This window comes from Sphingomonas hankookensis, from assembly GCF_022664465.1.
GTDB lineage: Bacteria > Pseudomonadota > Alphaproteobacteria > Sphingomonadales > Sphingomonadaceae > Sphingomonas > Sphingomonas hankookensis.
In genome coordinates this window covers 480022-504217 of sequence record NZ_JAKREV010000001.1, presented here as the reverse complement: position 1 = coordinate 504217, position 24196 = coordinate 480022, and the positions used below count along the sequence as shown (strand labels likewise).

Genomic DNA, 24196 nt, shown 5'->3' with positions numbered 1-24196 from the left:
GGCGTCGCTCACCGGCGGACCTTGCGCAATGCCTTGGAAAGGTCGGCCTTCAAGTCATCGAACGGGCGCTCGATGCCGCTGTTCCGACCGATCAGTACATGATCGGCGCCAGCAATGCCCTGTTCGGGCAGCAGTTCTGCGGCAAGCGCGCGAAAACGCCGTTTCATCCGGTTGCGGATGACGGCGTTTCCGACCTTTTTCGATACGGTAATGCCGATTCGCATCGCCTGTGGCGGCGTATCGGCCAGTTCGTCCACCCGGCGCTCCCGCACCAGCAGGACGAAACCGGGCATGGGTGCCCGGCGTCCCGCATTCGCCGCCAGATAATCCCGGCGGCGAAGCATCTTGGTTAGGCCGACAGCTTCTTGCGACCGCGCGCACGACGCGCCCGGATCACGTTGCGGCCGCCCGGCGTCGCCATGCGCGAGCGGAAGCCGTGGCGACGGGCCCGTACCAGGTTGCTCGGCTGAAAAGTCCGCTTCATCACTCATTCCCCGGGTATTCAAACTGCCAGAACGTAAAAAGCCGCCAGTGACGGCGGCCGCGTGGCCAGCGCCTTAGCCACGGGTGCCCGCGAAGTCAACGTCCGACCGCACCGCATCGGCACGCAGGCGCCGCCGCTTCGCACTCGGCCGGCGCAGTGCCCGGTCGGACAGCGCGCGGATGCGGGGATGGCGCCGCATCGCCCGTGCGAAGCGATAGCGTGCCCAGCGCGAATTGCGCAGGATCAGCGCGGTGCCGGCGGCAAAGGCGAAAATGCCGACCGGTCCCGGCAGCACCGCGACCAGCGGCGTCACCAGGATCAGCACCACGCCGACGATCAACTGCAGGGCCCGCATCGTGGCCCCGCCATGCCAGTCGTGTGTTGCGCTTGCAAGACGGCCATGACGGACCGTTCCTTCGGACGGGAAAGCCGCTATGGACGTCGGGGGCAAACGGGGAACAGGGGCGTTATGGTCGCGATCGTATCGACGGCGGCATATCTGGGGCTGGAGGCACGGCGGGTCGAGGTGCAGGTGCAGCTGGCGCCCGGGGTTCCCGCGTTCGTTGTCGTCGGCCTGCCCGACAAGGCGGTGGGCGAAAGCCGCGAGCGGGTACGCGCCGCGATCGCCGCGATCGGGCTGGCGCTGCCGCCCAAGCGAATTACCGTCAATCTGTCGCCCGCCGACCTGCCCAAGGAAGGGTCGCATTACGACCTGCCGATCGCGCTCGGCCTGCTAGCGGCGATGGGGGTGGTCGATGCCGAGGGGCTGGCCGAGCATCTGGTCGTCGGCGAACTGAGCCTCGACGGGCGGATCGCGGCGTCGCCGGGCGTGCTGCTGGCGGCGATGCTGGCCAGCGGCGAGGGGCGGGCGCTGATCTGTCCGGCGGCGCAAGGGGCGGAGGCGGCGTGGGCCGGTACGTCGGTCGTCGCCGCGCCCGACCTGTTGTCGCTGCTCAATCATTTGAAGGGCGAACAGATGCTGCGCAACCCGGTGCCGGGCGGCGCCGAGGAAGGGTGGAGCGGCAACGACCTGAAGCAGGTGAAGGGGCAGGAAACCGCCAAGCGCGCGCTGGAGATCGCCGCGGCCGGGGGCCACAACCTGCTGATGGTCGGGCCGCCGGGGGCGGGCAAGTCGCTGCTCGCCTCCTGCCTGCCCGGCATATTGCCGCCACTCGACCCCGCCGAGGCGCTGGAGGTGTCGATGGTGCAGTCAGTGGCGGGGACGCTGACCGGCGGGCGGATGACGCGAGTGCGCCCGTTCCGTAGCCCGCACCATTCGGCATCGATGGCGGCGCTGACCGGTGGTGGCTTGCGGGTAAAGCCGGGCGAGATCAGCATGGCGCATTTGGGCGTGCTGTTCCTCGACGAGCTGCCCGAGTTCCAGCGGGCGGTGCTCGATTCGTTGCGCCAGCCGCTGGAAACCGGCGAGGTCAGCGTCGCGCGGGCGAATGCGCATGTCACCTTTCCGGCGCGGGTGCAGTTGATCGCGGCGATGAACCCGTGCCGTTGCGGCCATCTGGGCGATCCGGCGCTCGCCTGTGCCCGCGCGCCGCGCTGTGCCGCCGATTATCAGGCGAAGGTGTCGGGGCCTTTGCTCGACCGTATCGACCTGGCGATCGAGATGGCGGCGGTGAGTGCCGCCGACCTCGTCCTGCCGCCGCCCGCCGAAGGATCGGCGGAGGTCGCCGCACGGGTGGCGGCGGCGCGGGCGGTGCAGCGGGAGCGCTATGCCGCCGACGGTGTGCGCACCAATGCCGAGGCGGACGGCACCGTGCTGGAACGCGCCGCGACGCTCGACGCGCCGGCCCGCGCGCTGTTGGCACAGGCGGCGGAGGCGATGCGTCTGTCGGCCCGTGCGTTCCACCGCGTCCTGCGCGTCAGCCGGACGATCGCCGATCTGGCGCAGGCCGAGGGCGTCGGGCGGGCGCACGTCGCCGAGGCGCTGAGCTATCGCCGGCGACCGCCGACGAATTGAAGGGGTGGGCTCAATCGGCCTCTCTGGTTCGGCGAGGGTATCCGATTGCGACGTTGCCATTGCCGACGGGGCTTGCAACACATTGCACGAACGTAACGAGGGGTTTGCCGATGGACTGGATGATCTTGCCGCTGAAACGATATTTCGAGGTGCGGGGCCGGTCGCGCCGCAAGGAATATTGGATGTTCACGCTGTTCTCGTTCCTGGTCGGCATCGCGACGACGATCGTCGACAACATCATCGGCTTCGGTTGGGAGGGCACCGGTCCGATCAACGGCCTGACCAGCCTCGCGCTGCTCATCCCGGGGTTCACCGTCGCGTTCCGCCGGCTGCACGATACCGACCGGTCGGCATGGTGGATGCTGCTGATCTTCCTGCCGATCATCGGCTGGATCTGGCTGTTCGTGCTGTACGTCACCGAGGGGACGCACGGGCCGAACCGCTTCGGGTCCGATCCCAAGGACCCCTATGGCAGCGCCGACATCGATCAGGTCTTTTCCTGACGGTTGCGGGGGCACGCCGCTTCGGCTAACGGAGCCCGGCGTGCCCCTGTGGTGAAATTGGTAGACGCGTCCGACTCAAAATCGGATTCCGCAAGGAGTGCTGGTTCGAGCCCGGCCAGGGGCACCAATTTCCAAAACATCATCGACCGATTTTAACCGGGCGTTAGCGATGCACCGGCTATCGTGTCGCGGTCATGACCGATTCGTCGTCCGACCCGTTTCCTCCCCGTCCGCGGCGGGACAGCGTTATCCTGCAGGCTCGCGTCGAAGCCGTGGACCAGGTGATCGAATGTCGCGTCCGCAACCTGTCCGAATCGGGCGCGTGCATCGACGATCCCGCCGGCCTGCCGTCGGACGGTCGCGTACTGGTGACGATGGGCGCGCTGCATCATGTCGAGGGATATGTGCGCTGGTCGCATGATGGCCGTGCCGGGCTGCATTTCCAGTCGGGCAAGATCGACATCGCCGCCGCCCGCCGCCCGCGCGGGGCGGTCGCCGCCACGCCCCAGAACCGCGCGGGGTGGCTCGCCAATATTCACAGCCCCTATCGGCGCGGGGACGACTGAGCCTTCAGTCGCGGCTGCGGCAATAGCTATCGAGGAACTGCTGGTGCGTCGACAGCCGCGCGACCGTCGCGGCGATGCCGCTGCGCAACTGGTCCAGCACCGTGCCGAGTTCGCCGGGCGGCATCGCCGTCGCCAGCGGATGCCATGCGGCCGGGGCGACGCGCTGGCCCAGCATCACCTGCACCCACGAACCGACACGGAACAGGTCGTCGGCGGACTGATAGGCGTGCGCCCCTTCGGCGAACAGTGCGATGCGCTCGGCCAGACTGTCGGGCAGCGGGATCTCGCGCCGTTCGCGCCAGAAGGGTTCAGGGCGCTCGTTAAGATAATAATGCAGCAGCACGAAGTCGCGCACCGCCTCGATCTCGCGCCGGCCCTGTTCGTTGAACCGCGTCCGCGCTGCCGCGCCATGGCGACCGAACGGCAGCAGCTGGACCAGCCGGGTCAGCGCAATCATCACGAGGTGAAGGCTGGTCGATTCGAGCGGCTCGACGAACCCGCTCGACAGGCTCAGCGCCACGCAGTTGCGCTCCCACATCGCCATGCGCCGGCCGGTACGAAACCGGATCAGGCGCGGTTCGATCAGCGCCTCGCCCTCGATCGATGCCAGCAGCCGGTCATGCGCGGCATCGTCGCCCAGATGGCGCGAACTGTAGACCAGCCCGTTGCCGACCCGGTGCTGTAGCGGAATCTGCCAGCGCCAGCCGGCGTCGTGGGCGATCGCGCGGGTATAGGGCACGGCCGGACCGGTGCTGCGCGTCTGAACGGCCAGCGCGCGGTCGGTCGGCAGCCAATGGCCCCAGTCCTCGAACCCCACGCCCAGCGTCTGTTCGATCAGCAGCGCGTGGAACCCGGTGCAGTCGAGAAACAGGTCGCCCGCGATCCGCTGGCCATCGTCCAGCACCAGTGCGGCGATGTCGCCGCTGGCGGGATCGCGCTCGACCCGAGCGATCTTGCCCTCGATCCGCATGAGCCCCTGCGCCTCGCTGCGCTGACGCAGATAGGCGGCGTAGCGGCCGGCGTCGAAATGATAGGCATAGTTGAGCGGCGTGTCGGGGCCGCCGACGAACCGCCCGGCTTCGGCGGCTTCATGTTCGAGGCAATAGGCGCCGATCGGGGCGGCGACGCCCTGCCGTTCGGCCTCCAGCCAGAAATGCTGGAAATCGCCCATCCAGGTCGATCGCCCGACTTCGCCGAACGAGTGGATGTAGCGGTCGTCGTCGCGCGCCCAGCCTTCGAACGCGATGCCCAGTTTGAAGCTGGCGCCGGTCGCGGCCATGAAGTCCTGCTCGTCGAGGCCCAGCAGCGCGTGGAAGCTGCGGATCGTCGGGATGGTCGCCTCACCGACGCCGACGGTGCCGATTGCTTCGGATTCGACCAACGTCACTTCGACCAGATCGGCCAGTTGCCGGGTCAGCAGTGCCGCAGCCAGCCAGCCGGCGGTACCCCCACCGGCGATCACGATACGCATGGGGGTCATCGGTTCAACCGTTGCAAGAGGCGCGCGCGCAGCCGGCGCGCGGCGGGTTCGTCGAGCGGGGCGAGGTCGCCCCGGATCGCGGGGGGCAGGTGGTCGCGCGCATCCTCGCCGCCGTCCCACACATAATGATCGAACATCGCGCGCCACGCCGCCCGCTCCGCTGCGGGGCGATCGCGCAGCGACAGCATCGCGTGGAGCAACGTCGTCATCGGGCTGTCGACGAAGGCGGGAACGTCGTTCCACCAATAGTTCAGCAGGACGTTGAACGGCGCCAGCGCCTCGACATTGTGCCACCACAGTGCCGGGTAGAAGAGGACGTCGCCCGGCGCCAGTTCCGCCACCTGCGCCTGTGCCAGTGCGTCGGCGAAGCGGGGATAACGTTCCAGATCGGGTGCGCGCAGGTCCACCATGCTCACCACCTGTCCGCCCGGCGTCGGTTCGAGCGGGCCGGGGTAGAGGTTGGCGACCTGATCGGGCGGGAACAGGGTGAAGCGCCGCCGTCCGACGACGCAGACGGCGAGGTTGTTCGACATGTCGTAATGCGTCGCGGCGACCGTACGGTTGCCGATCCACAGGCTGGCGAGCGGCGGCGCGGTACCGGGCGACAGCGGTGGCAGCGACAGGTCGTTGTCGGCGCGCAGCCCGGGCAGATAGGTGTCGAGATCGGTCGATCCGACATAGCGCGCGGGCGCAGTGGGATCGTCCAGATCCGCCGAGATCCGATCGAGATAATCCGACAAGCCGACGCGCTGCGCAGCGAAGTTCAGCCCGGTCATGTCGTCGCGGTAGAAGAAACGCCCGCCGATCGCCGCGTCGCCGGTGAAACCCACCACCGGGCGCCCGCCATCGAAGCGTTTCAGATAGGCCATCGCCGCGGCCACCCCGTCGCGTCCTGCGGCGACCAGCGGCCAGTCGGCGGCGAGTCCGCGCAGGATGACGGGCTCGTTCGCCGCGACCAGCGCGGCTGGCGACAGATCGTCGGCACCTGCGCCCTCGATCGCGCGGACGGGGCGGGGGGAGGTCATCCGCCGTGCCGCTGGCGGCGCCGCTCGATCAGCCGCGGCATGTTGTCGAGCGAGGCCAGCGCCATGAACGCAGCGCGCAGCGCGCAGCTGCGGTGAAGCGACGCCAGTGCGTCGGCGTCCAGCGCATCGAGCCGGTCTTCGGCGATGACGAAGATGCCTTCGATCGTGCAGGTCTGTCCGTCGCCCAGATCGATTTCGATCGTGGTCGGGCGCAGCAGTTGCGCGGCCTCCCATGCGGCGAACAGCGGCGCGTTGATCGCCTGCCCCTCGCGGATCACGCTCAGCACCGCTTCGATATGGGTGAGATAAGGCGCGGTCCCGCCATGCGGCAGATAGAGCGGCTCGCCGCCAGTCCCCACGCGAGGATCGTCGAGGTCGAGCTGCACCCCCTGTCCGTCGGCGGTGGGGCCGAACGGCCCGCGCTGGCGGACGGCGGGGACATAGCTCGCCTGCCAATGGCCGTCGGGCGTGAGGAAGAGGTTGTCGTCGCGGTCGAGCCCGAGCAGGGCGACCGCGTAAAAGCCGCCACGATCGTCGTGGCGGAACAGGATCGGATAGTCGCGCTGCGCCGCTTCGAACTCGTTGGGGAACAGCAGCACCTGATTGACCGCATCGCCATGCGCCGCGCCGTGCGCGACGGCGACGGTCAGGTCCTGATGGTCGACATTGTTAAGGGTCACGACATGGGGCATCGGGAGCACGAACCTGCTGGGAAACGGGCGGTCAGGATAGAAGAGATGCGGGTAAAGGGAAGGGCCGCCCGCCGTAGCGAACGGCCCTTCCCAATTACTTGGGCGCCTTAGAACCGATAGCGCGCGCCCAAGAGGAAGCGGGGCTTCAGTTCCTGTGCGAACACCAGCGCGTTGCGATCGCGACCATATTGTACCAGCGGTTCGCTGGTCAGGTTCACGCCCTCGATCGACAGTGCCATCCTGTCGTTCAGGTCGTAGCTGATGTTGAAGTCGAGCGTTCCGAACGGCGCGACGAACAGCGGGTTGCGGCTGTCGCCCTGGTTGGTCGCGGCGAGGAACTTGTCGCGCCAGTTGTACGATACGCGCGCCGACAGGCCGTTCTTGTCGTAGATGATCGAGCCGTTGGCGCTGTCGCCCAGACCCGTCAGCGCGAACACGTTGACGCTGGGGTCGGCGGCGATGTCGGCGTTCACGTCGCCATACACCTTGGTGTAGGACGCCTGCACGCCGAAACCGGTGTTGCCGAAGAAATGCTGCCCGGCCATTTCGAACCCATAGATATGGCCGTCGCGGTTGTTGACCGGCTGCGACACCGCGAAGGTGTAGAGCGGGTCCTGCGCGTTGCCGAAGATGTCGACGGCCTGCAGGATGCTGTTCACATAATCCTGGTTCAGCGCACCGGCGGCGTTGCGGTTGGCCTGGAACGCGGCGTCGGCCTGGGCGGTGTTGCCGCCGTTCTGGGACAACAGCGCGGTGTAGGTGAACAGGTTTACGTCGCTGAGGTCCGCCGCCAGCGCCCGCAGACGGTCGGCGGCGATGCCCGACCGCGTGCCTGCCGCCCCCGACGACGGATCGCGCAGGTCGAACAGCGTGCGGTTGAACACGCCCGTGCCGATGAAGTTGCGCACCCGCTTGTCGAAGAAGCCGAGCGAGACATAGCTCGACGGCTTGTAATACCACTCCACCGACACGTCGAAATTGTCGGAAACGAGCGGCAGCAGGCCGGCATTGCCCGAACTGCCCGTCGGACGACCACCAAGCGCGACGGGACGGGTCGGCGCGCCGGCCGTCGTCGACGCGAACAGATTGCCGTAATCCGGCCGGGCCAGCGTACGGCTGGCCGAGGCGCGGGCGATGAAGTTGTCGAACACCTCGATGTTGAAATCGATCGCGGGGAGCAGGTTGGTGTAGTTGCCACGCTGCGACACGGTCGACGCCGTCGAGGAAATCACCGCCGAAAAGTCGTTGTCGGCATCCCATTTGATCGCCGAGGGGATCGCCTGCAACGCGGTAGAGCGGACCTTGGTCTCTTCGTAACGGGTGCCGAACACCAGGTTGGCGGTGCGCCCGGCAATTTCACCCTTCCAGGTGATCTGGCCGTACACACCCCAGATCTTCTCGCCCACGCTGTCGAAATCATTGGCGGTCGTGTTGATCGGGTTGGCCGCGTAGAAGTTGGAGAAGATGTCGTTCAACACTACCGCGTTGCCGCGGAATGCGGTGCGGGCGGTGGCCGCCGGCTTGAACGCGTCGAACTTGCAGTCGAGGCAGAAGGTCTTGACCACGTTCGATGCGAGCCGCTGCACGATGCCCGGATCGGTGATGCCCCAATCGCCCAGCTGCTGCTGGGTCTGCACGCGCTGGCTGGTCATGACCGCGTCGGTGTAGGTCCCGCCGAAGTCGAACCGGCTGCCACCGCCCAGGTCCCAGCCGAGATCGGCACGACCGCCGTTGATCCGCTGACGCTGGGTCGCGGTGTTGGTCCGTCCGATCTGCGTGCCGAGATCGCCGAGGTCGAGCACGCCGTTGCCGTTGCCGTTGATCCGGTCGTTGATCGTCTGCGTCACCTGCGGGAAGCCGGTGCTGTAGTCGATCGACTGGCCGCTGATGACCGGCGCGCCGAGCGATACCAGCGTCACCGACGTGCCGTTGGGCGCATCCGGCGTCGATTTCGAGATGGCGTGATAGCCATCGAGGTTCAGCGTCAGACTGTCGGTCATCTGCCACTTGCCGTTCAGGCCATAGGACTGCAGCTGGGTCTTGGTCGCGCGGAACTGCTGTTCGAAGCCCTGGTCCTTCACGCCGTTGATCGTTTCCGAGATGAAATCGGGCGTGGCGATCACGTCGTTGCCGTTGAAGCGGATCTGGCCGAACGGGCGGTTGAACCAGTTGGTCTGTTCGCTGCGCTGCTCCTCCAGCCGGTTCTGCGCGAACAGCGCGTCGGCCGTGAAGGTCAGCCGGTCGGTGGGGGCGAACTGTGCCACCGCCTGTCCGTTGATCCGCTCACGCTTGTTTTCGGAGAACTGGTAGCGGCTGTCGTTGGGGATCAGCGTGAACGGCGTGGTCGGGCGGTTCTCGATCTGGGTCTGTCCGTTGACGTACGGACCCGCCGGATTGAGCACGTCGGCGGTCGGAACCACCGTGAAATAGTTGGGCGCGCTCTGTGCCGAGGTGCTGTCGCGGCGCTGATAGCTGCCGAAGACCGACAGGCCGAAGGTGCGCGAGTCGTTGCGCCAGCTGACCAGCCCAGACACTTCGGGCAGGACGCGGGCGCCGACGCCGTCATTGGTGCTGACGTCGTGCAGGGCCTTCACGCCGACCGATCCGGTCACGCCGCCTTCGCGCGACTCGAGCGGCTTGCGCGTGACGACGTTGATCGCGGCACCGATGCCGCCCGACGGGATCGCGGCGCGGCCGGTCTTGTAGACCTCCAGCGCCGACACGCCTTCCGATGCCAGGTTCTGGAAGTCGAACGAACGCCCGGTGCCGCGCGCGAAGTCGCCCGCGCCGCTGGTGTCGACGTTCGATGCGGGCAGCTGTCGACCGTTCAGCGTGACGAGGTTGAACCCGCCCGAAAAGCCGCGGACCGAAACCTGCGACCCTTCGCCGTTCACGCGGTTGATCGACACGCCGGTGATCCGCTGCAGCGACTCGGCGAGGTTGGTGTCGGGGAACTTGCCGATGTCTTCGGCGGAGATCGCATCGACGACGCCGGCCGAGTTGCGCTTGATATCGATCGCGCGGTTCAGCGAGGCGCGGATGCCGGTGACGGTGATTTCCGCGCCGTCCTCGACCGGGTCCTGTCCGGTCTGCTGCGCGGTGCTGCCGTTGGTGCCTTCGGTGGCGCCGGGCTGGGCATTGACGGCGGTGTCGGCGGTTTGCGCGGCGGCGATGCCAGGCGCGATGAAGAGCGCCGCCAGCGCGATGGTCGATGACGTGCGCGCGAGCGTGCCGAGAAGGTGACCCCTCATGCAAAATCTCCCCTAATGTCGTGGAGCGGTTCTGTCCGCCCATCTATGTGCCGGAGCATCCGGTCGTGATACCGCTACCACTCTGTCCAGCGTTGTCAATCTTTCGCTCAGCACAACATCACTAAAATAAAGAATAATATCCGGTATCCGATCATGGTTCGCGGGGAGATGGCGTAGCGGACGCCGGCTCATTCGAACGTTCGAGCGCCCGCCGTTCATCGTTAACCAGAAATTATACGGATATGATCTAGCTGTGACGATCGCAGAGGGTGTGCCGGGGGGCAGCCCCGTGAGGGGACGCCATAGGAGCGGGTCGCATGATCGATTGGTTTCGTAAGAATGCGCCAGTGCGCCAGAAATTCGTGGCGATGGGCGTAGTCTACACGGCGCTTGGCGCCGTCCCGGTCGCGACGACCGCGCTTGCCGTGTCGGGTGCGCTGTCGCCGACGGTGCTGATTGCGGTGGCCGGCGGCGCGCTGCTGTCGATCATCATAATGTCGGTCCTGTTCCGGACGATGGTATGCGATCCCTATGTCGGCTCTGTCGAGCAGATGGAGGGGATTGCCGCCGGCGATTTCGACTCTCCGATCCGCTTTCTCGACTATCGCGACTGCGTCGGTCGGATGGCACGCGCGCAGGAAGTGTTCCGCGCCAATGGGCAGATCGTGAAGAACGCCACGGCGACGCAGCAGCATGTCGTCGGCGCACTGGGCCAGGGGCTTTCGCGGCTGGCGGCGAGCGATGTCAGCCACCGCATTAACGAGACGTTCCCGGCAGATTACGAACCGCTGCGGCGCGACTTCAATACCGCGATGCAGGCCGTGTCCGAGGTGCTGGTGGCGGTGCGTGAGGCGACGAGCGGCATCAACAACGGTGCCAACGACATTCGCGATGCGTCGGACAACCTGTCGCAGCGCACCGAACAACAGGCCGCAAGCCTCGAACAGACCGCGGCTGCGATGGACCAGATCACCGGCACCGTCCGCGAAACCGCCGTCGGCGCCACCCGGACGAACGCGGTGGTCAGCGAGACGCGCGACGAAGCCGAACAGTCGGGCGACGTCGTACGCCGTGCGGTCGAGGCGATGAACGGGATCGAGCGCGCCTCGGCCGAGATCGGCGAAATCATCTCGGTGATCGACGGCATCGCGTTCCAGACCAACCTGCTGGCGCTGAACGCCGGGGTCGAAGCGGCACGCGCCGGGGATGCGGGCAAGGGCTTTGCCGTCGTCGCATCGGAAGTGCGCGCACTGGCCCAGCGTTCGGCCGACGCGGCCAAGGACGTGAAGGCGAAGATCAACGCATCGTCGGAACAGGTCGCGACCGGTGTCGAACTGGTCAGCGAAACCGGCAAGGCGTTGCAACGCATCATCGGCCGCATCGGTGAGATCAGCACGCTGGTCAGCGCGATCGCGACCTCCGCCGATCAGCAGGCGACCGGGCTGCAACAGGTCAACACCGCCGTCAGCGAGATGGACGGCGTGACCCAGCAGAATGCCGCCATGGTCGAACAGGCGACCGCCGCCGCCCGCAGCCTGGCCGAAGAGGCACAGGAGCTGGCACGGCAGGTCGATCGCTTCAATCTGGGCAACGGCGTCGTGGCGGCCGGGTTCGCACCCGCACCGGCCCGCGCCGCATCGCTCCGGCACGCCCCGACGCAAAGCGCGGTCCACCGGTTGCAGGCGCGCGTCGCCCAGGTCGGTCGCGACATAGCCGCCACCCCGCGCCGCAAGGTTGCGGCAGGGGGGGCCGCGCCTGCCGCCGCGGTGGTCGTCGACGATGACGACTGGACCGAATTCTGATCCGCCCGACCCTCGGCACCCTTCATCAACGGACCCGCCCATGACCATCGCCCTGCCTGCCGTGCTCGACACTCCCGCCGCCGCGGCGCTGCGCCAGACGCTGCGTGACGCCATGGCCGCGGGCGGACCCGTGACGCTCGACGCGTCGGCGGTCGAGCGGATCGGGCAGGCCTGCCTGCAGGTGCTGGCAGCGGCGGAGGCCGCGGCCGAGGACGCCGAACTGGACTTCCGCATCGTCGGCGCGAGCCCGGTGTTTGCCGACATGGCGACGCTGGCGGCACTCGACACCCTCATCGCCGCCTGATTTCGGAGCGACCCATGGACCTCGACGCAATCCAGCAAATCTTCTTCCAGGAGTGCGAGGAAGGGCTCGCCGCGATGGAGGGCAACTTCGCCCAGTTGCGCGATGGCGACCGTGATTCGGAGACGATCAACGGCGTGTTCCGTTGCGTCCATTCGATCAAGGGCGGCGCAGGGGCGTTCGGCCATGAACGGCTCCAGGCCTATACCCATCAATATGAAACGCTGCTCGACCTGATCCGCAACGGCACGCTGGAGCTGACGCCCGCGCTGCTCGACGTGGTGGTCGGCGCGTTCGACGTGCTGGCCGACCATGTCGCGGCGGCGCGCGACGGCGACACGCCGCCGGCCGATGCGGCGATGCTCGAACGGCTGATGGCGGCAGCCGGCGGCGATACCGCGCCGGCGGCGGCAAAGGCCGCGGCGCCCGCAGCGGCACCGGTGGTCGCGATCTCCGACGATTTCGACGACCTGATGTCGATGCTGGGCGATGTCGCCCAGTCCGAGGACGGTGCGGACGCCGCCAATGGCTGGCGCCTGCGCTTCGCGCCCGGTGCGAAGGCGTTCGAACATGGCGCCGAACCGTTGCTGCTGCTGCGCGAACTGACGATGCTCGGGGGCAAGGTCACTACCTGCGACCGGGCCGAGCTGCCGACGCTGGAAGCGATCGAGCCCGAATGCGGCTATCTGGCATGGGACGTGTCGCTGCCGGCGAGCGTTGCCGAGGACGATATCCGCGCGGTGTTCGAATTCGGCGATCCGTCGGTCATCACGCTGACCCGCGGCGATGCCGAACCGGCGATGGCCGAAGACAGCGTCGATGCGCTGTTCGATCTGCTCGATTCGGTCGCGGCCCCGGCGGCCATCGTCGAAGAACCGACGCCGCCGCCACCTGCGCCCGCACCTGCGCCTGCACCGGCACCGGTCGCCGTCGCCGAACCGGTCGAGGAAAAGGCCGCCCCGCGCAGTGCCGCGCCGTCGCCCGCCGCGGCGCCGGCGGCACAGACGATCCGCGTCGACCTCGACAAGCTCGACCGGCTGGTCAATCTGGTCGGTGAGCTGGTGATCACGCAGGCGATGCTCGCGCAGCGGCTGGCCGAGAACCAGATGGGCGGCATTTCGGAACTGAGCGACCTCGAACACCTGACGCGCGAGCTGCAGGAATCGACGATGGCGATCCGCGCGCAGCCGATGAAGACGGTGTTCAGCCGCGTGCCGCGCATCATCCGCGAACTGGAGGGCGAAACCGGCAAGCGCGTCCGCCTCGACATCGAAGGCGAGATGACCGAGGTCGACAAGACCGTGGTCGAGCGTATCGGCGAGCCGCTGACCCACCTGATCCGCAACGCCGTCGACCATGGCCTCGAAATGCCCGACGTGCGCGTCGCCAACGGCAAGTCGGCCGAGGGCGTCGTGCGCCTGTCGGCTGCGCACCAGTCGGGCCGGATCGTCATCACCGTCGCCGATGACGGGCAGGGGATCAACCGCGCCCGCGTGAAGGCCAAGGCGATCGAGAAGGGCATCATCCTGCCCGATGCGGTGCTGAGCGAGGAGGAGATCGACAACCTGATCTTCGCGCCCGGCTTCTCGACCGCGGCGGCGATCACCAACGTCTCCGGACGCGGTGTCGGCATGGATGTGGTGCGCAAGAACATCCAGGCGCTGGGCGGCCGCATCGGCATCCAGTCGCGCGAAGGCTTCGGGTCGAGCTTCTCGCTCAGCCTGCCGCTGACGCTGGCGGTGCTTGACGGGATGATCGTCACGGTCGGCGACCAGACCTTCGTCATTCCGCTCAGCCACATCGTCGAGAGCCTGCGCCCCGACGAGGTCGCGCTGAGCCGGCTGGGGCCGGACGGCACGCTGCTCGACGTGCGCGGCGCCTATGTGCCGGTGCTGCGCATCGCCGACTATCTCGGGATCGACGGCGCAGAGCGCAACGCGACCGATGCGGTGCTGATCGTGGTCGAGGGCGACCATGGCCAGGCGGCGCTGCTGGTCGATACCATTCAGGACCAGCGGCAGGTCGTCGTGAAGAGCCTCGAAGCCAATTATCAGGCGATCGACGGCGTGGCCGGCGCGACGATTCTCGGCGACGGGCGTGTCGCGCTGATCGCCGATGTGGATGCGCTGACCTCGCGCGGCGGACGCTTCGTCAGCCGGTCGGCACTGGCGGCATGAACCGCACCGCCGCCCTCGCCGACACCCGCGCGCGCGAATTCGACTTTCGCGCCGCGGACCACCGCGCGATCGCCGCGCTGGTGTATGACGAGGTCGGCATCCTGCTGCCCGATGGCAAGGCGCAGCTGGTCTACGGCCGGATCGCACCGCGCGTGCGGGCGTGCGGGCTCGAAACCTTTGCCGACTATGTCACGCTGATCGGTCGCGATACCGTCGAGCGGGCGCGGGCGATCGATGCGCTGACGACCAACCACACCAGCTTCTTCCGCGAAAACCATCATTTCGAGGATTTCGTCGAACGCATCTGGCCACCGCTCGCCGATCGTCTCGCCAAGGGCGGGCGGGTACGGCTGTGGTCGGCGGCGTGTTCGAGCGGCGAAGAGCCCTATTCATGGCTGATGGCGATGTTCGGCGCCGATCGCAGCGGCGCCCAGCGCCTGCTTAAGGCCGATCTGCGCATGCTGGCGACCGACGTGTCGCCCAGCGTCCTGGCGACCGCGCGCGCCGGGCAATATTCGAAGGAAACGATGCGGACCGTACCCGCATCGCTGCGCACGGCATGGACCCGGGGGGAGGGTGACGACCTGGTCGTCGACCCCATGCTGCGCGACGCGATCGCGTTCCGACCGCTCAACCTGCTCGGCGATTGGCCGATCAAGGGGCGGTTCGACACGATCTTCTGTCGCAACGTCATGATCTATTTCGACGAGCCCACGAAAGAGCGCCTGCTGGCGCGGCTCGCCGATCGACTGGAGGCTGGGGGCATGCTGTATATCGGGCATTCGGAGCGGTTGATCGGGGCGGTGCAGCACAAGTTCCAGAGCATCGGCCGCACCGCCTATCAGAAGGTCGCCGCATGAGCGTCCGTACGCTGATCGTCGACGATTCGCTGGCGATGCAGGCGATCATCCGCCGCCGCCTGCTCGCCGATTCCGGCATCGAGGTCGTCGGCACCGCCGCCAGCGCCGACGAGGCGCGCGCCCAGATCAAGGCGCTCGACCCCGACGTCGTGACCCTCGACATCGAAATGCCGGGGATGAGCGGGCTCGACTTCCTCGAACGGCTGATGCGGCTGCGCCCGACGCCGGTCGTCATGCTCTCCACGCTGACCGCGCAAGGGGCCGAAGCCAGCCTGACCGCGCTGGAGCGCGGCGCCTTCGACTGTTTCGACAAGACGCGGTTGATGAGCGGGATCGATCAGGCCTGTACCACCGAACTGACCGACCTAGTCCGTGCCGCGGCCACCTCGCGTCCCGCCGCCCGCCCCGCGCCGGTGCGGGCCGCGCCGCCGGTCCACGAGCGCGCGAGCTATACCCCGCGGCCCGGTGCGATGATCGCGATCGGCGCGTCGACGGGCGGGGTCGAGGCATTGATCGAACTGCTGTCGATCTTTCCGGCCAATTGCCCGCCGACCGTCATCGTCCAGCATATGCCGGCGACCTTCACGCCCAGCTTCGCCGCGCGGCTCAACCGGCTGTGCGCGCCGAGCGTCGAGGAAGCGCGCCCCGGTGCGCCGCTGATGGTGGGCAAGGTTTATCTGGCGCCCGGTGGCGAACGTCACATGGAGATCGGCGGCAGTGGCGATCGCCGCCATTGTCGGCTGGTCGAAGGCGACAAGATCAACGGCCATCGCCCGTCGGTCGACCGGCTGTTCCATTCGGTCGCCCGGCTGGCGGGGCGCGACGCGACCGCCGCGATCCTGACCGGCATGGGCTGTGACGGGGCGGAGGGGATGAAAGCGATGCGCGCCGCCGGATCGATGACCTTCGGTCAGGACAAGGCGACCAGCGTCGTCTACGGCATGCCCGCCATCGCGTTTCAGATCGGTGCCGTCGCCGAACAGCTGCCGCTGCGCCGCATCGCCGGTCGACTGTTGCAGGAATGCGCCGCATGACCGCGCTCGCCAACCGCGACGGCCTGCGCCGACGCACCGTCGCGCAGGGGGAGATGCAGGTCAGCGACGAACGCGATGTCGTGCTGACGACCGTGCTCGGCAGTTGCGTCGCCGCCTGCTTTTACGATCCGGTCGCGCAGATCGGCGGGATCAACCACTATCTGCTGGCCGACGGGACGGCGACCGACACCGCATCGATGCAGCGTTACGGCGTCTATGCGATGGAAGTGCTGATCAACGCGATGCTGGCGCGCGGTGCCGCGCGATCGCGATTGCGCGCGCGGATTTTTGGCGGTGCAACGATGCGTGAAGGATTTCGCGATATCGGTGGTGCCAACATCGCCTTCGCCCGTACTTTTTTGCGCGAGGAACGGATTGCGCTGGTTGGTGAGGACGTGGGGGGGACGAAGGCGCGGCGTGTGGAGTTTCGCGCGGCAGTGGGGCTGGCACGATGCCGATCGGTGACCGACGTGGCACCGCCGATCGTCGTGCGCCAACCCCCGCCGCCGCCCGCTGCCGTCGGCGACGTGGAATTTTTCTGATGACCGAAATTGTACCGAGGGAGCCTCTAACCGTGGCAAAGACGATCATGACCGTCGACGATTCGCCCAGCATGCGAATGTTGCTGCGGGTCGCGCTTACCGATCTGGGATACAGCGTCGTGGAGGCCGAGGACGGCGTCCATGCGCTGGAAAAGCTCGACGGGTTCCAGCCCGACCTGCTGATCACCGATATCAATATGCCGCGCATGGACGGGTTCGGACTGATCTCCGAAGTGCGCGGGCAGGGGCGCCGCAGCCTGCCGATCCTGGTGCTCACCACCGAAAGCTCGGACGAAAAGAAGCAGCGCGCGCGCGACGCCGGGGCCACCGGCTGGATCGTGAAGCCCTTCCATCCCGAAAAGCTGGCCGCCGCGATCCGGCGCGTCCTGCACTGATCCTGTCGCCCGAGGAACCGACCATGTCCCGCCAACTCATCACCTTCCAGCTCGGCGACCAGATTCTGGGCGTCGACATCATGGCGATCCGCGAGATTCGTGCCTGGTCGCCGGCCACCCCGCTGCCCAACGTGCCGCCCTATGTGCGCGGCGTCGTGAACCTGCGCGGCGTGGTGTTGCCGGTGTTCGACCTGCGCCACCGGCTGAACTGGGGCATGACCGACCCGTCGGCGCGCCACGTCATCATCGTGGTGCGGATCGGCGAGCAGTTGCAGGGCATCATCGTCGATGCGGTGAACGACATCGTGTCGGTCCACCCGGACGCGATGCAGCCGGTGCCCGACATGGGCGATACCGAAGCGTCGCGCTTCCTCGACGGGCTTGCGACGATCGACAATCGCATGATCCTGGTGCTGGCGCTCGACCGTCTGGTCGAGCAGCCGATCGCCGAAGCAGCCTGACGTACCGCGTAACAGTTTTAGGGACCATCACATCATGCCCAGCACCAAGGTTCTCGTCGTCGACGACTCGTTGACCATGCGAGCGCTGATTTCCGGCGCGCTCGAACGGATTCCGGGCGTGGAGGTCGTCGGGCTGGCCGATGGCGCGGAAGAGGCGCGGTCGATGGTCGCATCGCTCAAGCCGCATGTCATGACGCTCGACGTCGAAATGCCCGGCATGAGCGGCATCGAATATCTGGCCGAGATCATGGACACGAAGCCGATGCCGGTCATCATGTTCTCGACCCGCACGACCGATGGCGCGGGCGAGACGATCGAGGCGCTGCGGCTGGGCGCGATCGACTGCCTGCCCAAGCCGCGCGTCGCCGCCCCGGCCGAGCTGAACGCGATCATCGCCAAGCTGGGCAAGCGCATCAAATCGGCGCGCAACGCCCCGACGAAGACCGCCAAGAAGACCACGTCGGCGGCGCGTCCGATCGACTGGAACGGCCGCCTGCTGGTCGTCGGCGGCGATGCGTCGAGCACCGCGTCGCTGTTCAACCTGTTCGGTGAGTTCCCCGCCAACTGCCCGCCGACGATCGTCGTCCAGCATCTGGGCGCGGGGCTGGTCGAGGGCATGGTCGCCAAGCTCGGGTCGCAGGTGGCGCCCAAGGTCGTCGTGGCGCAGGACGGCATGGCGATCGAACAGGGCACGATCTATTTCGCGCCGCAGGGCGACCATCACCTCGTCATCGACGCCTGGCCCTCGGGCAAGCTGCGCCTCCTGGCGCGCGATCCGGTGGCGGGCGAGCGTCCGTCGATCTCGCTGCTGTTCGCGGCTGCCGCCAAGGCGGCGGGATCGAACGCGGCCGGCGTGCTGCTGATCGACGGCAGCGAAGACGGCGGCGGCGGGCTGAAGGCGATGCTGGGCGCGGGCGGCTATGCCTTTTCGCCGGCCGAGAGCGGTGGCGGTCACACACTGTCGCGCGGCATGGTGACGCAGCCGGTGGCGGGCGACGGCCTTGCCGCGGGCATCCTGAAACTGTGCTCGAAATGAGCGCGCTGGCCATGCAGCAGCCACCCTCGCCCGCGCTGGGCGAGGCGATGGCGGGGGAGCTGGAGCGCGCGTCGCGGATGCTCGGCGACCTCGCCTTCGAACTGGGCAGCGACGAGGCGACGTTGCGCCGGCACCTGACCGGCCTGCAGTCGATCGACCATGTCACGCAGATTCTGCTGAACCTCGCCACCGTGCTGCGCGCGGACGAGGGGGCGGATCAGCTGGCCGGAGTGACGCTGGAGGACCTCGCGGCGCGGTTGCAGGCGAGCCTCAACTGACTGGTGCCCCGTGCAGGAATCGAACCCGCGTCTCTTCGTTACAAAGGAAGCCGTTTACCATTAACGTAACGGGGCACGCCGTGGGTCGTGTATCAAGCGGTGGGGCGTAAGACAACGGGCTGCACCACGACCGACCGTCATTCCCGCGAACGCGGGGATCCATAAACGCAACGGTAGCGAGTCTATCATCGACGTCAGCGGCAATGGATTCCCGCCGTCGCGGGAATGACGAAGCGACCCACTTCACACCACCCCGAACGTCCACCCCTCGGTCCGCGCGACCTCCGCCGTCATCGCGTCCGGCCGCCACAACGCCGCATCCCCGGCGACCGCGCGCAGCCACGCCGCGCTCAGCAACGCATCGGTGGCATGATCGTCATAGCGCCCGATCGGCACATGCGGCCGATTGCCCAGCACCGCCAGCGCCGCATCGAGCGACGCCGCATCGCGCAGCTTGCTCCGCCCCTTGCGCACCCCCGCCGCCCGCGCGGCGATGGTCGTGTAGATTTCGACCAGCACGGGCCCGCTATCGGGCACCGGATCGAACGGCCAGATCGGGACCGTGCCGTCCAGCCGCTGCAGCACCCGCATGCCGGTCAGGCTCGACTTGCCGACCTGCGCCGCGCCGACCAGGTTGAAGCAGCTGGTCGGCGACAGCTGCGCCGCCAGCTGCCGCTCCTCGCACACCCGCAACCGCCCGCGGCCACCGCTGAACAGGTCGCCGCACGCGCGCTGTCGCCGGAAATGTCGTGACAGCTCGTCGTGCGCGACCACCGACGTCGCTGCCAGATGCGGATCGTCCGCCGCCAGCGCGTCGACCAGCGCCCACAACGCCCGCGCATCGCCCGGCGCCGCGTCCCAGCCGGGGAAGTAGCTTCCCCGATCGACGAACGGCAGAGCAGGGGAGAGGTCCAGCCCGATCAGCATGTCGGCGCCTTCTTCGGCCAGTGCCGCCAGCCAGTCGCGGATCGCACCGCGCGACCAGCCGCCGTCGCGCACGACCAGTGTCGGTGCCCCATCGACCAGTTCGGCGACCGCCAGCCCCTTCGGCCGCGCAACCGCCTGTCCCGACCAGTCGATCGCGGCGAAGCGGGTGAAACGGCGCGTCAGGGCCGCTCGCCCCGTCCACGACGCTGGGTGAGCGTCGCCCGGTCCCACCATGCCCGTTCCAGCAGCAGCGCGATCCGATCGGTCACCGGCGTTCCGTAGCGTACCAGCACCGCTGGCCAGTCGCGATAATGATCGGTCTGCCAGAAGGTCGCGGGATCGGTGTCGAGCAGCACCTCCTTTTCGGCCAGCGACACATGCAGCACGAAACTGTCCGAATCGGGCGCGGTCGTACCCGCCAGCGTCTTGCCCCGAAACCGCAGCGCGGGCTGGCCATAGCTGGTACCTTCCTCCACGCCGGGCAGCGCCAGCCCGATTGCCATGATATCGGCCCAGCCGTTCACGACGTCTGGCGGCGTTCGTCCCACCACGCCATCCGCTCCGCGATGCGTTGTTCGAACCCGCGCCCGGTCGGTTCGTAGAAGCGCTGCGCGGTCATCTCCTCGGGCCAGTAGTCCGCGCCCGAAAAGCCGTCGGCCTGATCATGGTCATAGGCATAGCCCTTGCCATAGCCGATATCCTTCATCAGCCGGGTGGGGGCATTCAGGATCGACGGCGGCGGCATCAACGACCCCGTTTCGCGCGCGGTGCGGAACGCGGCCTTTTGCGCGGTATATGCCGCGTTCGATTTGGGCGCGGTGGCGAGGTACAGGCACGCCTGCACGATCGCCAGCTCGCCCTCGGGACTGCCGAGAAACTCGTACGCATCCTTGGCGGCAAGGCATTGCACCAACGCCTGCGGGTCGGCGAGGCCGATATCCTCGCTGGCGAAGCGGGTCAGCCGGCGCAGCACGTAGAGCGGTTCCTCACCCGCGGTCAGCATCCGCGCCATATAATAGAGCGCCGCTTGCGGGTCCGATCCGCGCAACGATTTGTGCAGCGCCGAGATCAGATTGTAATGCCCTTCGCGGTCCTTGTCATACACCGCGACCCGCCGCTGCAACAGCGCTGACAACCCCGCCGGATCGAGCGGCTCCGGCAGGTGAATCGAAAACAACGTCTCCGCCTGGTTGAGCAGGAACCTCCCGTCGCCATCCGCACTAGCCACCAAGGCCGCCCGCGCTGCATCGTCGAGGGGCAAGGGGCGCCCCTCCATCGCCTCGCCGCGCGACAGCAGTTCGTTCAGCGCGGCGGCATCCAGCCGGTGGAGGATCAGCACCTGCGCCCGGCTGAGCAACGCGGCGTTCAGTTCGAACGACGGATTCTCGGTCGTCGCGCCGACCAGCGTGACGGTGCCGTCCTCGACATAGGGCAAGAAGCCGTCCTGCTGCGCGCGGTTGAAGCGGTGGATCTCGTCCACGAACAGCAAGGTGCGTTTGCCGATCCGCGCATGATCGCGTGCCTCGGCGAAAACCTTTTTCAGGTCCGCCACGCCGGAGAATACCGCCGAAATCTGCGCGTAACGCAAGCCCACCGCATCGGCGAGCAGTCGGGCGATCGTCGTCTTGCCGGTGCCCGGCGGTCCCCACAGGATCATCGACGACAGCTTTCCCGCCGCGACCATCCGCCCGATCGCCCCGTCGGGACCGGTCAGATGATCCTGTCCCACCACTTCGGGCAGCGCGGCGGGGCGCAACCGGTCGGCCAGTGGCCCGCCGATCGGCGTGTCCTGCGGGGGTGGGGCGAAGTCGGCGAAGAGGTCGGCCATGGCGCCAATATAGGCGCTCGCGGAAAAGCCGAAACCACCTCTTGCGCAAACCGTTTTGAGATATATCTAGATGTCCAAGATATATCGGAGAATGATTATGCGTTTTGGAATGGGATATGCGTCTTGGACCGGCGGTCCGGGCATGGGTGGTCGCGGGCGCCATGGTGGCCGGCACGGCGGCGGACCGCGCGGCCGGGTGCTGGGCGGCGACGAACTGAAGCTGGTGCTGCTGGCGCTGATTGCGCAGGCGCCGCGGCACGGATACGACCTGATCCGCGCGGTGGAGGCCGATACCGGCGGTGCCTATGCGCCGAGCCCTGGCGTCGTCTATCCGACGCTGACGCTGCTGACCGATATGGGCCTGATCGAGGAACAGGCGAGCGAGGGCAACCGCAAGCGCTTCGCCGTGACCGAAGCGGGCACCGCACAGCTGGCGGCCGATGCCGATCAGGTCGCCGACCTGTTCGCGCGGCTGAAGGCGCTGGGCGAGCATCGTGCCCGCACCGATGCCGGCCCGATCCACCGCGCCCGCGCCAATCTGCGCGCCGCGCTCCACCACCGGCTGTCGGGGGAGAATGTCGACGTCGACACGCTCCACGCCGTCGCCGCGATCCTCGACGAGGCAGCCCAGAAGGTCGAACGGCTATGAGCGACTTCACCACCACCGCGGTCGTGCCGACGGCGAATGCCAGCCGCTATCTGCAGCAGTTGTGCAAGCATTGGCAGCACAACCTGACCGTCGAGTTCGATGCCGATCACGGCACCGTCGTCTTCCCGCGCGATGCACGCGGCGCGGACCATCCCGGCGATGCGCTGGTGACGTTCGATGCCGGCGACGCGCTGACCGTGCGGATCGACGCGACCTCATCCGAACAGCTCGACGGGCTGAAAGGCGCCGTCGCCCGCCACCTCGACCGCTTCGCGTTTCGCGAGGCACCGCTGGCGTTCGACTGGCAGTGATCCGTGGGGCGTCGTCATGCGTTGCAAGCGGATGACCGACTCGATCGAAGCTCTGCGCCAGCAGATGGAAGCCGCCGCCGCCGCGATGGATTTCGAAACGGCCTCGCGCCTGCGCGACCGGATCAACCTGTTGCGCGGCGGCGCCGATGGCGGGGCGGCGTCGGTAGCGGATACGGCCGGGCTGACCCGTCAGCAACCGGGCGCGATGGGGCTGGGTACCAGCCGTCAACGCGTCGAACCGCCCGCTGGATGGAAGCCGCCGAAAAAGCCCGACCTGATGGTGACGAGGAAGCGGTAAGGGCAAGCTTGGGGGCAGTGGCCGACCACGCTCGTCACCCCAGCGAAGGCTGGGGTCTCAGTAAGGAAGCGCGCGCCTCGCCGCGAGAGGCCCCAGCCTTCGCTGGGGCGACGGACTATCGAATCTGTACTCCATCGCCCACGGCAGTCCGGACCACTTTCGCACGTCATCCCAGCGCAGGCTGCGATCCCGGTAAGGCAGCGCGCGCTCGCCGCGGAAGGTCCGGCCGTCGCTGGGGCAACGGATGTGCGATTTGCCATTCGGACATTTCCGCCCACACTGAACCGATCCGGTCCCGCATCGTTACCCCCGGCATGAAGCGATATGTTGTAACTTCGCGCGATTTGCGGCATAGGGCGGCGATGCGCAGCTCCGCCGCCCGATCCTGGTTGCACGAAGGTCGTCTCGACCGGGCCGGTATGCTGCTGTCGGCGCTGTGCGCGGTGCATTGCGTGACAACGATCGCGTTCATGGCGCTGCTGGCGTCGGTCGGCGGTGCGTTGTTGCACCCGGCGATCCACGAAGTCGGGCTGATGTTCGCGGTGCTGCTCGGTGTCATCGCGCTCGGCGCCGGGTATCTGCGCCATGGCCAGCGCCTGCCGACCGTGATCGGCGGCGTCGGGCTCGGCATCATGGCGCTGGCGCTGACCCTGCCGCACGGTGTGCCCGAAGCGATTGCGACGCTGACCGGCGTCGCCCTGTTGGCGTTCGGCCATTATCTCAACCGTCGCGCCGGCTGCTGAGGCGCTTGCCGCGATCGGCCGCGGTGCCTATCTCAGGCCCATGGCGCACGAACATCACGAACGACACGGGACCGCGTGGAACAAGGCGGCAGAGGCTGCGCTGACCCGCGCCGGCGAGCAATGGACGGCGATGCGCGCCAGCATCTTCGACGTCCTGACCTCGTTCGACAAACCCGCCTCCGCCTATGACATTGCCGACGCGGTGTCGAAGGCGCAAGGGCGGCGGGTGGCACCCAACAGCGTCTATCGCATCCTCGACCTGTTCGTGAACGCGAACCTCGCGCGGCGGGTAGAAAGCGCCAATGCCTATCTGGCGAACACCCATCCCGATTGCCTGCACGACTGCATCTTCCTGGTGTGCGACCGATGCGGGCAGACGACGCATATCGACGACGACAAGATCACCGGCACCGTCCGCGCCGCGGCATCGGGTGCCGGGTTCAAGCCGGTGCGTCCGGTGATCGAAGTGCGCGGGACTTGTGCAGATTGCAACAAGGACTGACCCTTTATCGAACCATATGCGGGGTTTGTCCGACGCGACATACGCCAGCAATCGACAGTCGGTTCCGCCTGCGCTA

At 67.6% G+C, this 24196-nt stretch carries 28 protein-coding genes and 2 tRNA genes; 19 read left to right on the top strand and 11 right to left on the bottom strand.

The features are described from left to right. Positions 1–8: 8 nt before the first annotated feature. The 3 genes from rnpA to MF610_RS02320 form a co-directional block, all read right to left on the bottom strand. Positions 9–344 (bottom strand): ribonuclease P protein component, encoded by a 336-nt coding sequence (rnpA, locus tag MF610_RS02330; RefSeq protein WP_277923832.1) that lies wholly within the window; start codon positions 342–344, stop codon positions 9–11. A gap of 5 nt (positions 345–349) precedes the next feature. Beyond that, complete coding sequence (gene rpmH / locus MF610_RS02325) at positions 350–484, bottom strand: 50S ribosomal protein L34 (RefSeq protein WP_055760664.1); 135 nt, start codon at positions 482–484, stop codon at positions 350–352. A gap of 73 nt (positions 485–557) precedes the next feature. Further along, entirely contained in the window at positions 558–839 is a 282-nt protein-coding gene (locus tag MF610_RS02320; RefSeq protein ID WP_242192490.1) for a hypothetical protein, read from the bottom strand. 114 nt (positions 840–953) lie between these two features. Between MF610_RS02320 and MF610_RS02315 the strand changes: the two genes are divergently transcribed. The 4 genes from MF610_RS02315 to MF610_RS02300 all read left to right on the top strand — a co-directional run bounded on the left by MF610_RS02315 (position 954) and on the right by MF610_RS02300 (position 3528). After that, on the top strand, positions 954–2459 hold the full coding sequence (locus tag MF610_RS02315; RefSeq protein ID WP_242192489.1) for a YifB family Mg chelatase-like AAA ATPase: 1506 nt from the start codon (positions 954–956) through the stop codon (positions 2457–2459). 110 nt (positions 2460–2569) lie between these two features. Continuing rightward, positions 2570–2962 (top strand): DUF805 domain-containing protein, encoded by a 393-nt coding sequence (locus tag MF610_RS02310; RefSeq protein WP_242192488.1) that lies wholly within the window; start codon positions 2570–2572, stop codon positions 2960–2962. Positions 2963–3004: 42 nt separating this feature from the next. Continuing rightward, positions 3005–3089, top strand: a tRNA-Leu gene (locus tag MF610_RS02305). 67 nt (positions 3090–3156) lie between these two features. Further along, positions 3157–3528, top strand: a complete 372-nt coding sequence (locus MF610_RS02300; RefSeq protein WP_242192487.1) for a PilZ domain-containing protein — start codon at positions 3157–3159, stop codon at positions 3526–3528. 4 nt (positions 3529–3532) lie between these two features. On the opposite strand, the gene MF610_RS02295 is transcribed toward MF610_RS02300, so the two are convergent. From MF610_RS02295 to MF610_RS02280, 4 genes are all read right to left on the bottom strand, one after another. Next, on the bottom strand, positions 3533–4999 hold the full coding sequence (locus MF610_RS02295) for a tryptophan halogenase family protein (RefSeq protein ID WP_242192486.1): 1467 nt from the start codon (positions 4997–4999) through the stop codon (positions 3533–3535). A gap of 5 nt (positions 5000–5004) precedes the next feature. Then, positions 5005–6033, bottom strand: a complete 1029-nt coding sequence (locus MF610_RS02290; protein ID WP_242192485.1) for a cupin-like domain-containing protein — start codon at positions 6031–6033, stop codon at positions 5005–5007. Further along, positions 6030–6713: a SapC family protein gene (locus MF610_RS02285; protein ID WP_242192484.1), complete on the bottom strand. Its 684-nt coding sequence runs from the start codon at positions 6711–6713 to the stop codon at positions 6030–6032. The genes MF610_RS02290 and MF610_RS02285 overlap by 4 nt, the downstream gene beginning before the upstream one ends. A 119-nt stretch (positions 6714–6832) precedes the next feature. Continuing rightward, positions 6833–9976, bottom strand: coding sequence for a TonB-dependent receptor (locus tag MF610_RS02280; protein ID WP_242192483.1), 3144 nt, complete (start codon positions 9974–9976; stop codon positions 6833–6835). Positions 9977–10293: 317 nt separating this feature from the next. Here MF610_RS02280 and MF610_RS02275 point away from each other — a divergent pair, with 317 nt between their 5' ends. Genes MF610_RS02275 through MF610_RS02230 form a run of 10 tightly spaced genes read left to right on the top strand, consistent with a single transcriptional unit; the run spans position 10294 to position 18862 of the window. After that, positions 10294–11778 carry a methyl-accepting chemotaxis protein gene (locus MF610_RS02275; protein ID WP_242192482.1) on the top strand — a complete coding sequence of 495 codons (1485 nt, stop codon included), beginning with the start codon at positions 10294–10296 and terminating at the stop codon, positions 11776–11778. A gap of 40 nt (positions 11779–11818) precedes the next feature. Next, positions 11819–12082 (top strand): STAS domain-containing protein, encoded by a 264-nt coding sequence (locus tag MF610_RS02270; RefSeq protein WP_242192481.1) that lies wholly within the window; start codon positions 11819–11821, stop codon positions 12080–12082. A gap of 14 nt (positions 12083–12096) precedes the next feature. Next, positions 12097–14256: a chemotaxis protein CheA gene (locus MF610_RS02265; protein ID WP_242192480.1), complete on the top strand. Its 2160-nt coding sequence runs from the start codon at positions 12097–12099 to the stop codon at positions 14254–14256. Continuing rightward, positions 14253–15116, top strand: a complete 864-nt coding sequence (locus tag MF610_RS02260) for a CheR family methyltransferase (protein WP_242192479.1) — start codon at positions 14253–14255, stop codon at positions 15114–15116. The genes MF610_RS02265 and MF610_RS02260 overlap by 4 nt, the downstream gene beginning before the upstream one ends. Beyond that, positions 15113–16150: a protein-glutamate methylesterase/protein-glutamine glutaminase gene (locus tag MF610_RS02255; protein WP_242192478.1), complete on the top strand. Its 1038-nt coding sequence runs from the start codon at positions 15113–15115 to the stop codon at positions 16148–16150. The genes MF610_RS02260 and MF610_RS02255 overlap by 4 nt, the downstream gene beginning before the upstream one ends. Continuing rightward, positions 16138–16692 carry a chemotaxis protein CheD gene (locus tag MF610_RS02250; RefSeq protein ID WP_242192477.1) on the top strand — a complete coding sequence of 185 codons (555 nt, stop codon included), beginning with the start codon at positions 16138–16140 and terminating at the stop codon, positions 16690–16692. Before MF610_RS02255 ends, MF610_RS02250 begins: the two co-directional genes overlap by 13 nt. Before the next feature lie 32 nt (positions 16693–16724). Then, entirely contained in the window at positions 16725–17087 is a 363-nt protein-coding gene (locus MF610_RS02245) for a response regulator (RefSeq protein ID WP_242192476.1), read from the top strand. A 23-nt stretch (positions 17088–17110) separates the two neighbouring features. Further along, complete coding sequence (locus MF610_RS02240; protein ID WP_242192475.1) at positions 17111–17548, top strand: chemotaxis protein CheW; 438 nt, start codon at positions 17111–17113, stop codon at positions 17546–17548. 34 nt (positions 17549–17582) lie between these two features. After that, positions 17583–18584, top strand: a complete 1002-nt coding sequence (locus tag MF610_RS02235; protein WP_242192474.1) for a chemotaxis protein CheB — start codon at positions 17583–17585, stop codon at positions 18582–18584. Further along, positions 18581–18862 carry a hypothetical protein gene (locus MF610_RS02230; protein ID WP_242192473.1) on the top strand — a complete coding sequence of 94 codons (282 nt, stop codon included), beginning with the start codon at positions 18581–18583 and terminating at the stop codon, positions 18860–18862. The genes MF610_RS02235 and MF610_RS02230 overlap by 4 nt, the downstream gene beginning before the upstream one ends. A 1-nt stretch (position 18863) precedes the next feature. Here the strand turns inward: MF610_RS02230 and MF610_RS02225 are convergent. The 4 genes from MF610_RS02225 to MF610_RS02210 all read right to left on the bottom strand — a co-directional run bounded on the left by MF610_RS02225 (position 18864) and on the right by MF610_RS02210 (position 21617). Continuing rightward, a tRNA-Thr gene (locus MF610_RS02225) sits at positions 18864–18937 on the bottom strand. Positions 18938–19105: 168 nt separating this feature from the next. Next, complete coding sequence (locus tag MF610_RS02220) at positions 19106–20023, bottom strand: hypothetical protein (protein ID WP_242192472.1); 918 nt, start codon at positions 20021–20023, stop codon at positions 19106–19108. After that, the gene (locus tag MF610_RS02215) at positions 19969–20340 is read right to left on the bottom strand and encodes an MmcQ/YjbR family DNA-binding protein (protein WP_242192471.1); all 372 of its coding nucleotides are present in this window, start codon (positions 20338–20340) and stop codon (positions 19969–19971) included. The genes MF610_RS02220 and MF610_RS02215 overlap by 55 nt, the downstream gene beginning before the upstream one ends. Then, on the bottom strand, positions 20310–21617 hold the full coding sequence (locus tag MF610_RS02210) for a replication-associated recombination protein A (RefSeq protein ID WP_242192470.1): 1308 nt from the start codon (positions 21615–21617) through the stop codon (positions 20310–20312). The genes MF610_RS02215 and MF610_RS02210 overlap by 31 nt, the downstream gene beginning before the upstream one ends. A 109-nt stretch (positions 21618–21726) precedes the next feature. Here MF610_RS02210 and MF610_RS02205 point away from each other — a divergent pair, with 109 nt between their 5' ends. The 5 genes from MF610_RS02205 (at position 21727) to MF610_RS02185 (ending at position 24120) form a co-directional block, all read left to right on the top strand. After that, entirely contained in the window at positions 21727–22266 is a 540-nt protein-coding gene (locus MF610_RS02205) for a PadR family transcriptional regulator (RefSeq protein ID WP_242192469.1), read from the top strand. Then, complete coding sequence (locus MF610_RS02200; protein ID WP_242192468.1) at positions 22263–22577, top strand: DUF2218 domain-containing protein; 315 nt, start codon at positions 22263–22265, stop codon at positions 22575–22577. Before MF610_RS02205 ends, MF610_RS02200 begins: the two co-directional genes overlap by 4 nt. A 31-nt stretch (positions 22578–22608) precedes the next feature. Beyond that, on the top strand, positions 22609–22875 hold the full coding sequence (locus tag MF610_RS02195; protein WP_242192467.1) for a UvrB/UvrC motif-containing protein: 267 nt from the start codon (positions 22609–22611) through the stop codon (positions 22873–22875). A 362-nt stretch (positions 22876–23237) separates the two neighbouring features. Beyond that, on the top strand, positions 23238–23618 hold the full coding sequence (locus MF610_RS02190) for a MerC domain-containing protein (protein WP_242192466.1): 381 nt from the start codon (positions 23238–23240) through the stop codon (positions 23616–23618). 40 nt (positions 23619–23658) lie between these two features. Further along, on the top strand, positions 23659–24120 hold the full coding sequence (locus tag MF610_RS02185; RefSeq protein WP_242192465.1) for a Fur family transcriptional regulator: 462 nt from the start codon (positions 23659–23661) through the stop codon (positions 24118–24120). Positions 24121–24196: the final 76 nt, after the last annotated feature.

Coding starts and splice junctions, on each gene's coding strand:
- rpmH (WP_055760664.1), bottom strand. CDS start 484: ATGAAGCGGACTTTTCAGCCGAGCAACCTGGTACGGGCCCGTCGCCAC.
- MF610_RS02235 (WP_242192474.1), top strand. CDS start 17,583: ATGCCCAGCACCAAGGTTCTCGTCGTCGACGACTCGTTGACCATGCGA.
- MF610_RS02250 (WP_242192477.1), top strand. CDS start 16,138: ATGCGCCGCATGACCGCGCTCGCCAACCGCGACGGCCTGCGCCGACGC.
- MF610_RS02240 (WP_242192475.1), top strand. CDS start 17,111: ATGTCCCGCCAACTCATCACCTTCCAGCTCGGCGACCAGATTCTGGGC.
- MF610_RS02295 (WP_242192486.1), bottom strand. CDS start 4,999: ATGCGTATCGTGATCGCCGGTGGGGGTACCGCCGGCTGGCTGGCTGCG.
- MF610_RS02310 (WP_242192488.1), top strand. CDS start 2,570: ATGGACTGGATGATCTTGCCGCTGAAACGATATTTCGAGGTGCGGGGC.
- MF610_RS02210 (WP_242192470.1), bottom strand. CDS start 21,617: ATGGCCGACCTCTTCGCCGACTTCGCCCCACCCCCGCAGGACACGCCG.
- MF610_RS02275 (WP_242192482.1), top strand. CDS start 10,294: ATGATCGATTGGTTTCGTAAGAATGCGCCAGTGCGCCAGAAATTCGTG.
- MF610_RS02270 (WP_242192481.1), top strand. CDS start 11,819: ATGACCATCGCCCTGCCTGCCGTGCTCGACACTCCCGCCGCCGCGGCG.
- MF610_RS02290 (WP_242192485.1), bottom strand. CDS start 6,033: ATGACCTCCCCCCGCCCCGTCCGCGCGATCGAGGGCGCAGGTGCCGAC.
- MF610_RS02205 (WP_242192469.1), top strand. CDS start 21,727: ATGGGATATGCGTCTTGGACCGGCGGTCCGGGCATGGGTGGTCGCGGG.
- MF610_RS02220 (WP_242192472.1), bottom strand. CDS start 20,023: ATGGTGGGACCGGGCGACGCTCACCCAGCGTCGTGGACGGGGCGAGCG.
- MF610_RS02315 (WP_242192489.1), top strand. CDS start 954: ATGGTCGCGATCGTATCGACGGCGGCATATCTGGGGCTGGAGGCACGG.
- MF610_RS02200 (WP_242192468.1), top strand. CDS start 22,263: ATGAGCGACTTCACCACCACCGCGGTCGTGCCGACGGCGAATGCCAGC.
- MF610_RS02300 (WP_242192487.1), top strand. CDS start 3,157: ATGACCGATTCGTCGTCCGACCCGTTTCCTCCCCGTCCGCGGCGGGAC.
- MF610_RS02280 (WP_242192483.1), bottom strand. CDS start 9,976: ATGAGGGGTCACCTTCTCGGCACGCTCGCGCGCACGTCATCGACCATC.
- MF610_RS02230 (WP_242192473.1), top strand. CDS start 18,581: ATGAGCGCGCTGGCCATGCAGCAGCCACCCTCGCCCGCGCTGGGCGAG.
- MF610_RS02265 (WP_242192480.1), top strand. CDS start 12,097: ATGGACCTCGACGCAATCCAGCAAATCTTCTTCCAGGAGTGCGAGGAA.
- MF610_RS02190 (WP_242192466.1), top strand. CDS start 23,238: ATGCGCAGCTCCGCCGCCCGATCCTGGTTGCACGAAGGTCGTCTCGAC.
- MF610_RS02260 (WP_242192479.1), top strand. CDS start 14,253: ATGAACCGCACCGCCGCCCTCGCCGACACCCGCGCGCGCGAATTCGAC.
- MF610_RS02320 (WP_242192490.1), bottom strand. CDS start 839: ATGCGGGCCCTGCAGTTGATCGTCGGCGTGGTGCTGATCCTGGTGACG.
- rnpA (WP_277923832.1), bottom strand. CDS start 344: ATGCTTCGCCGCCGGGATTATCTGGCGGCGAATGCGGGACGCCGGGCA.
- MF610_RS02185 (WP_242192465.1), top strand. CDS start 23,659: ATGGCGCACGAACATCACGAACGACACGGGACCGCGTGGAACAAGGCG.
- MF610_RS02195 (WP_242192467.1), top strand. CDS start 22,609: ATGACCGACTCGATCGAAGCTCTGCGCCAGCAGATGGAAGCCGCCGCC.
- MF610_RS02255 (WP_242192478.1), top strand. CDS start 15,113: ATGAGCGTCCGTACGCTGATCGTCGACGATTCGCTGGCGATGCAGGCG.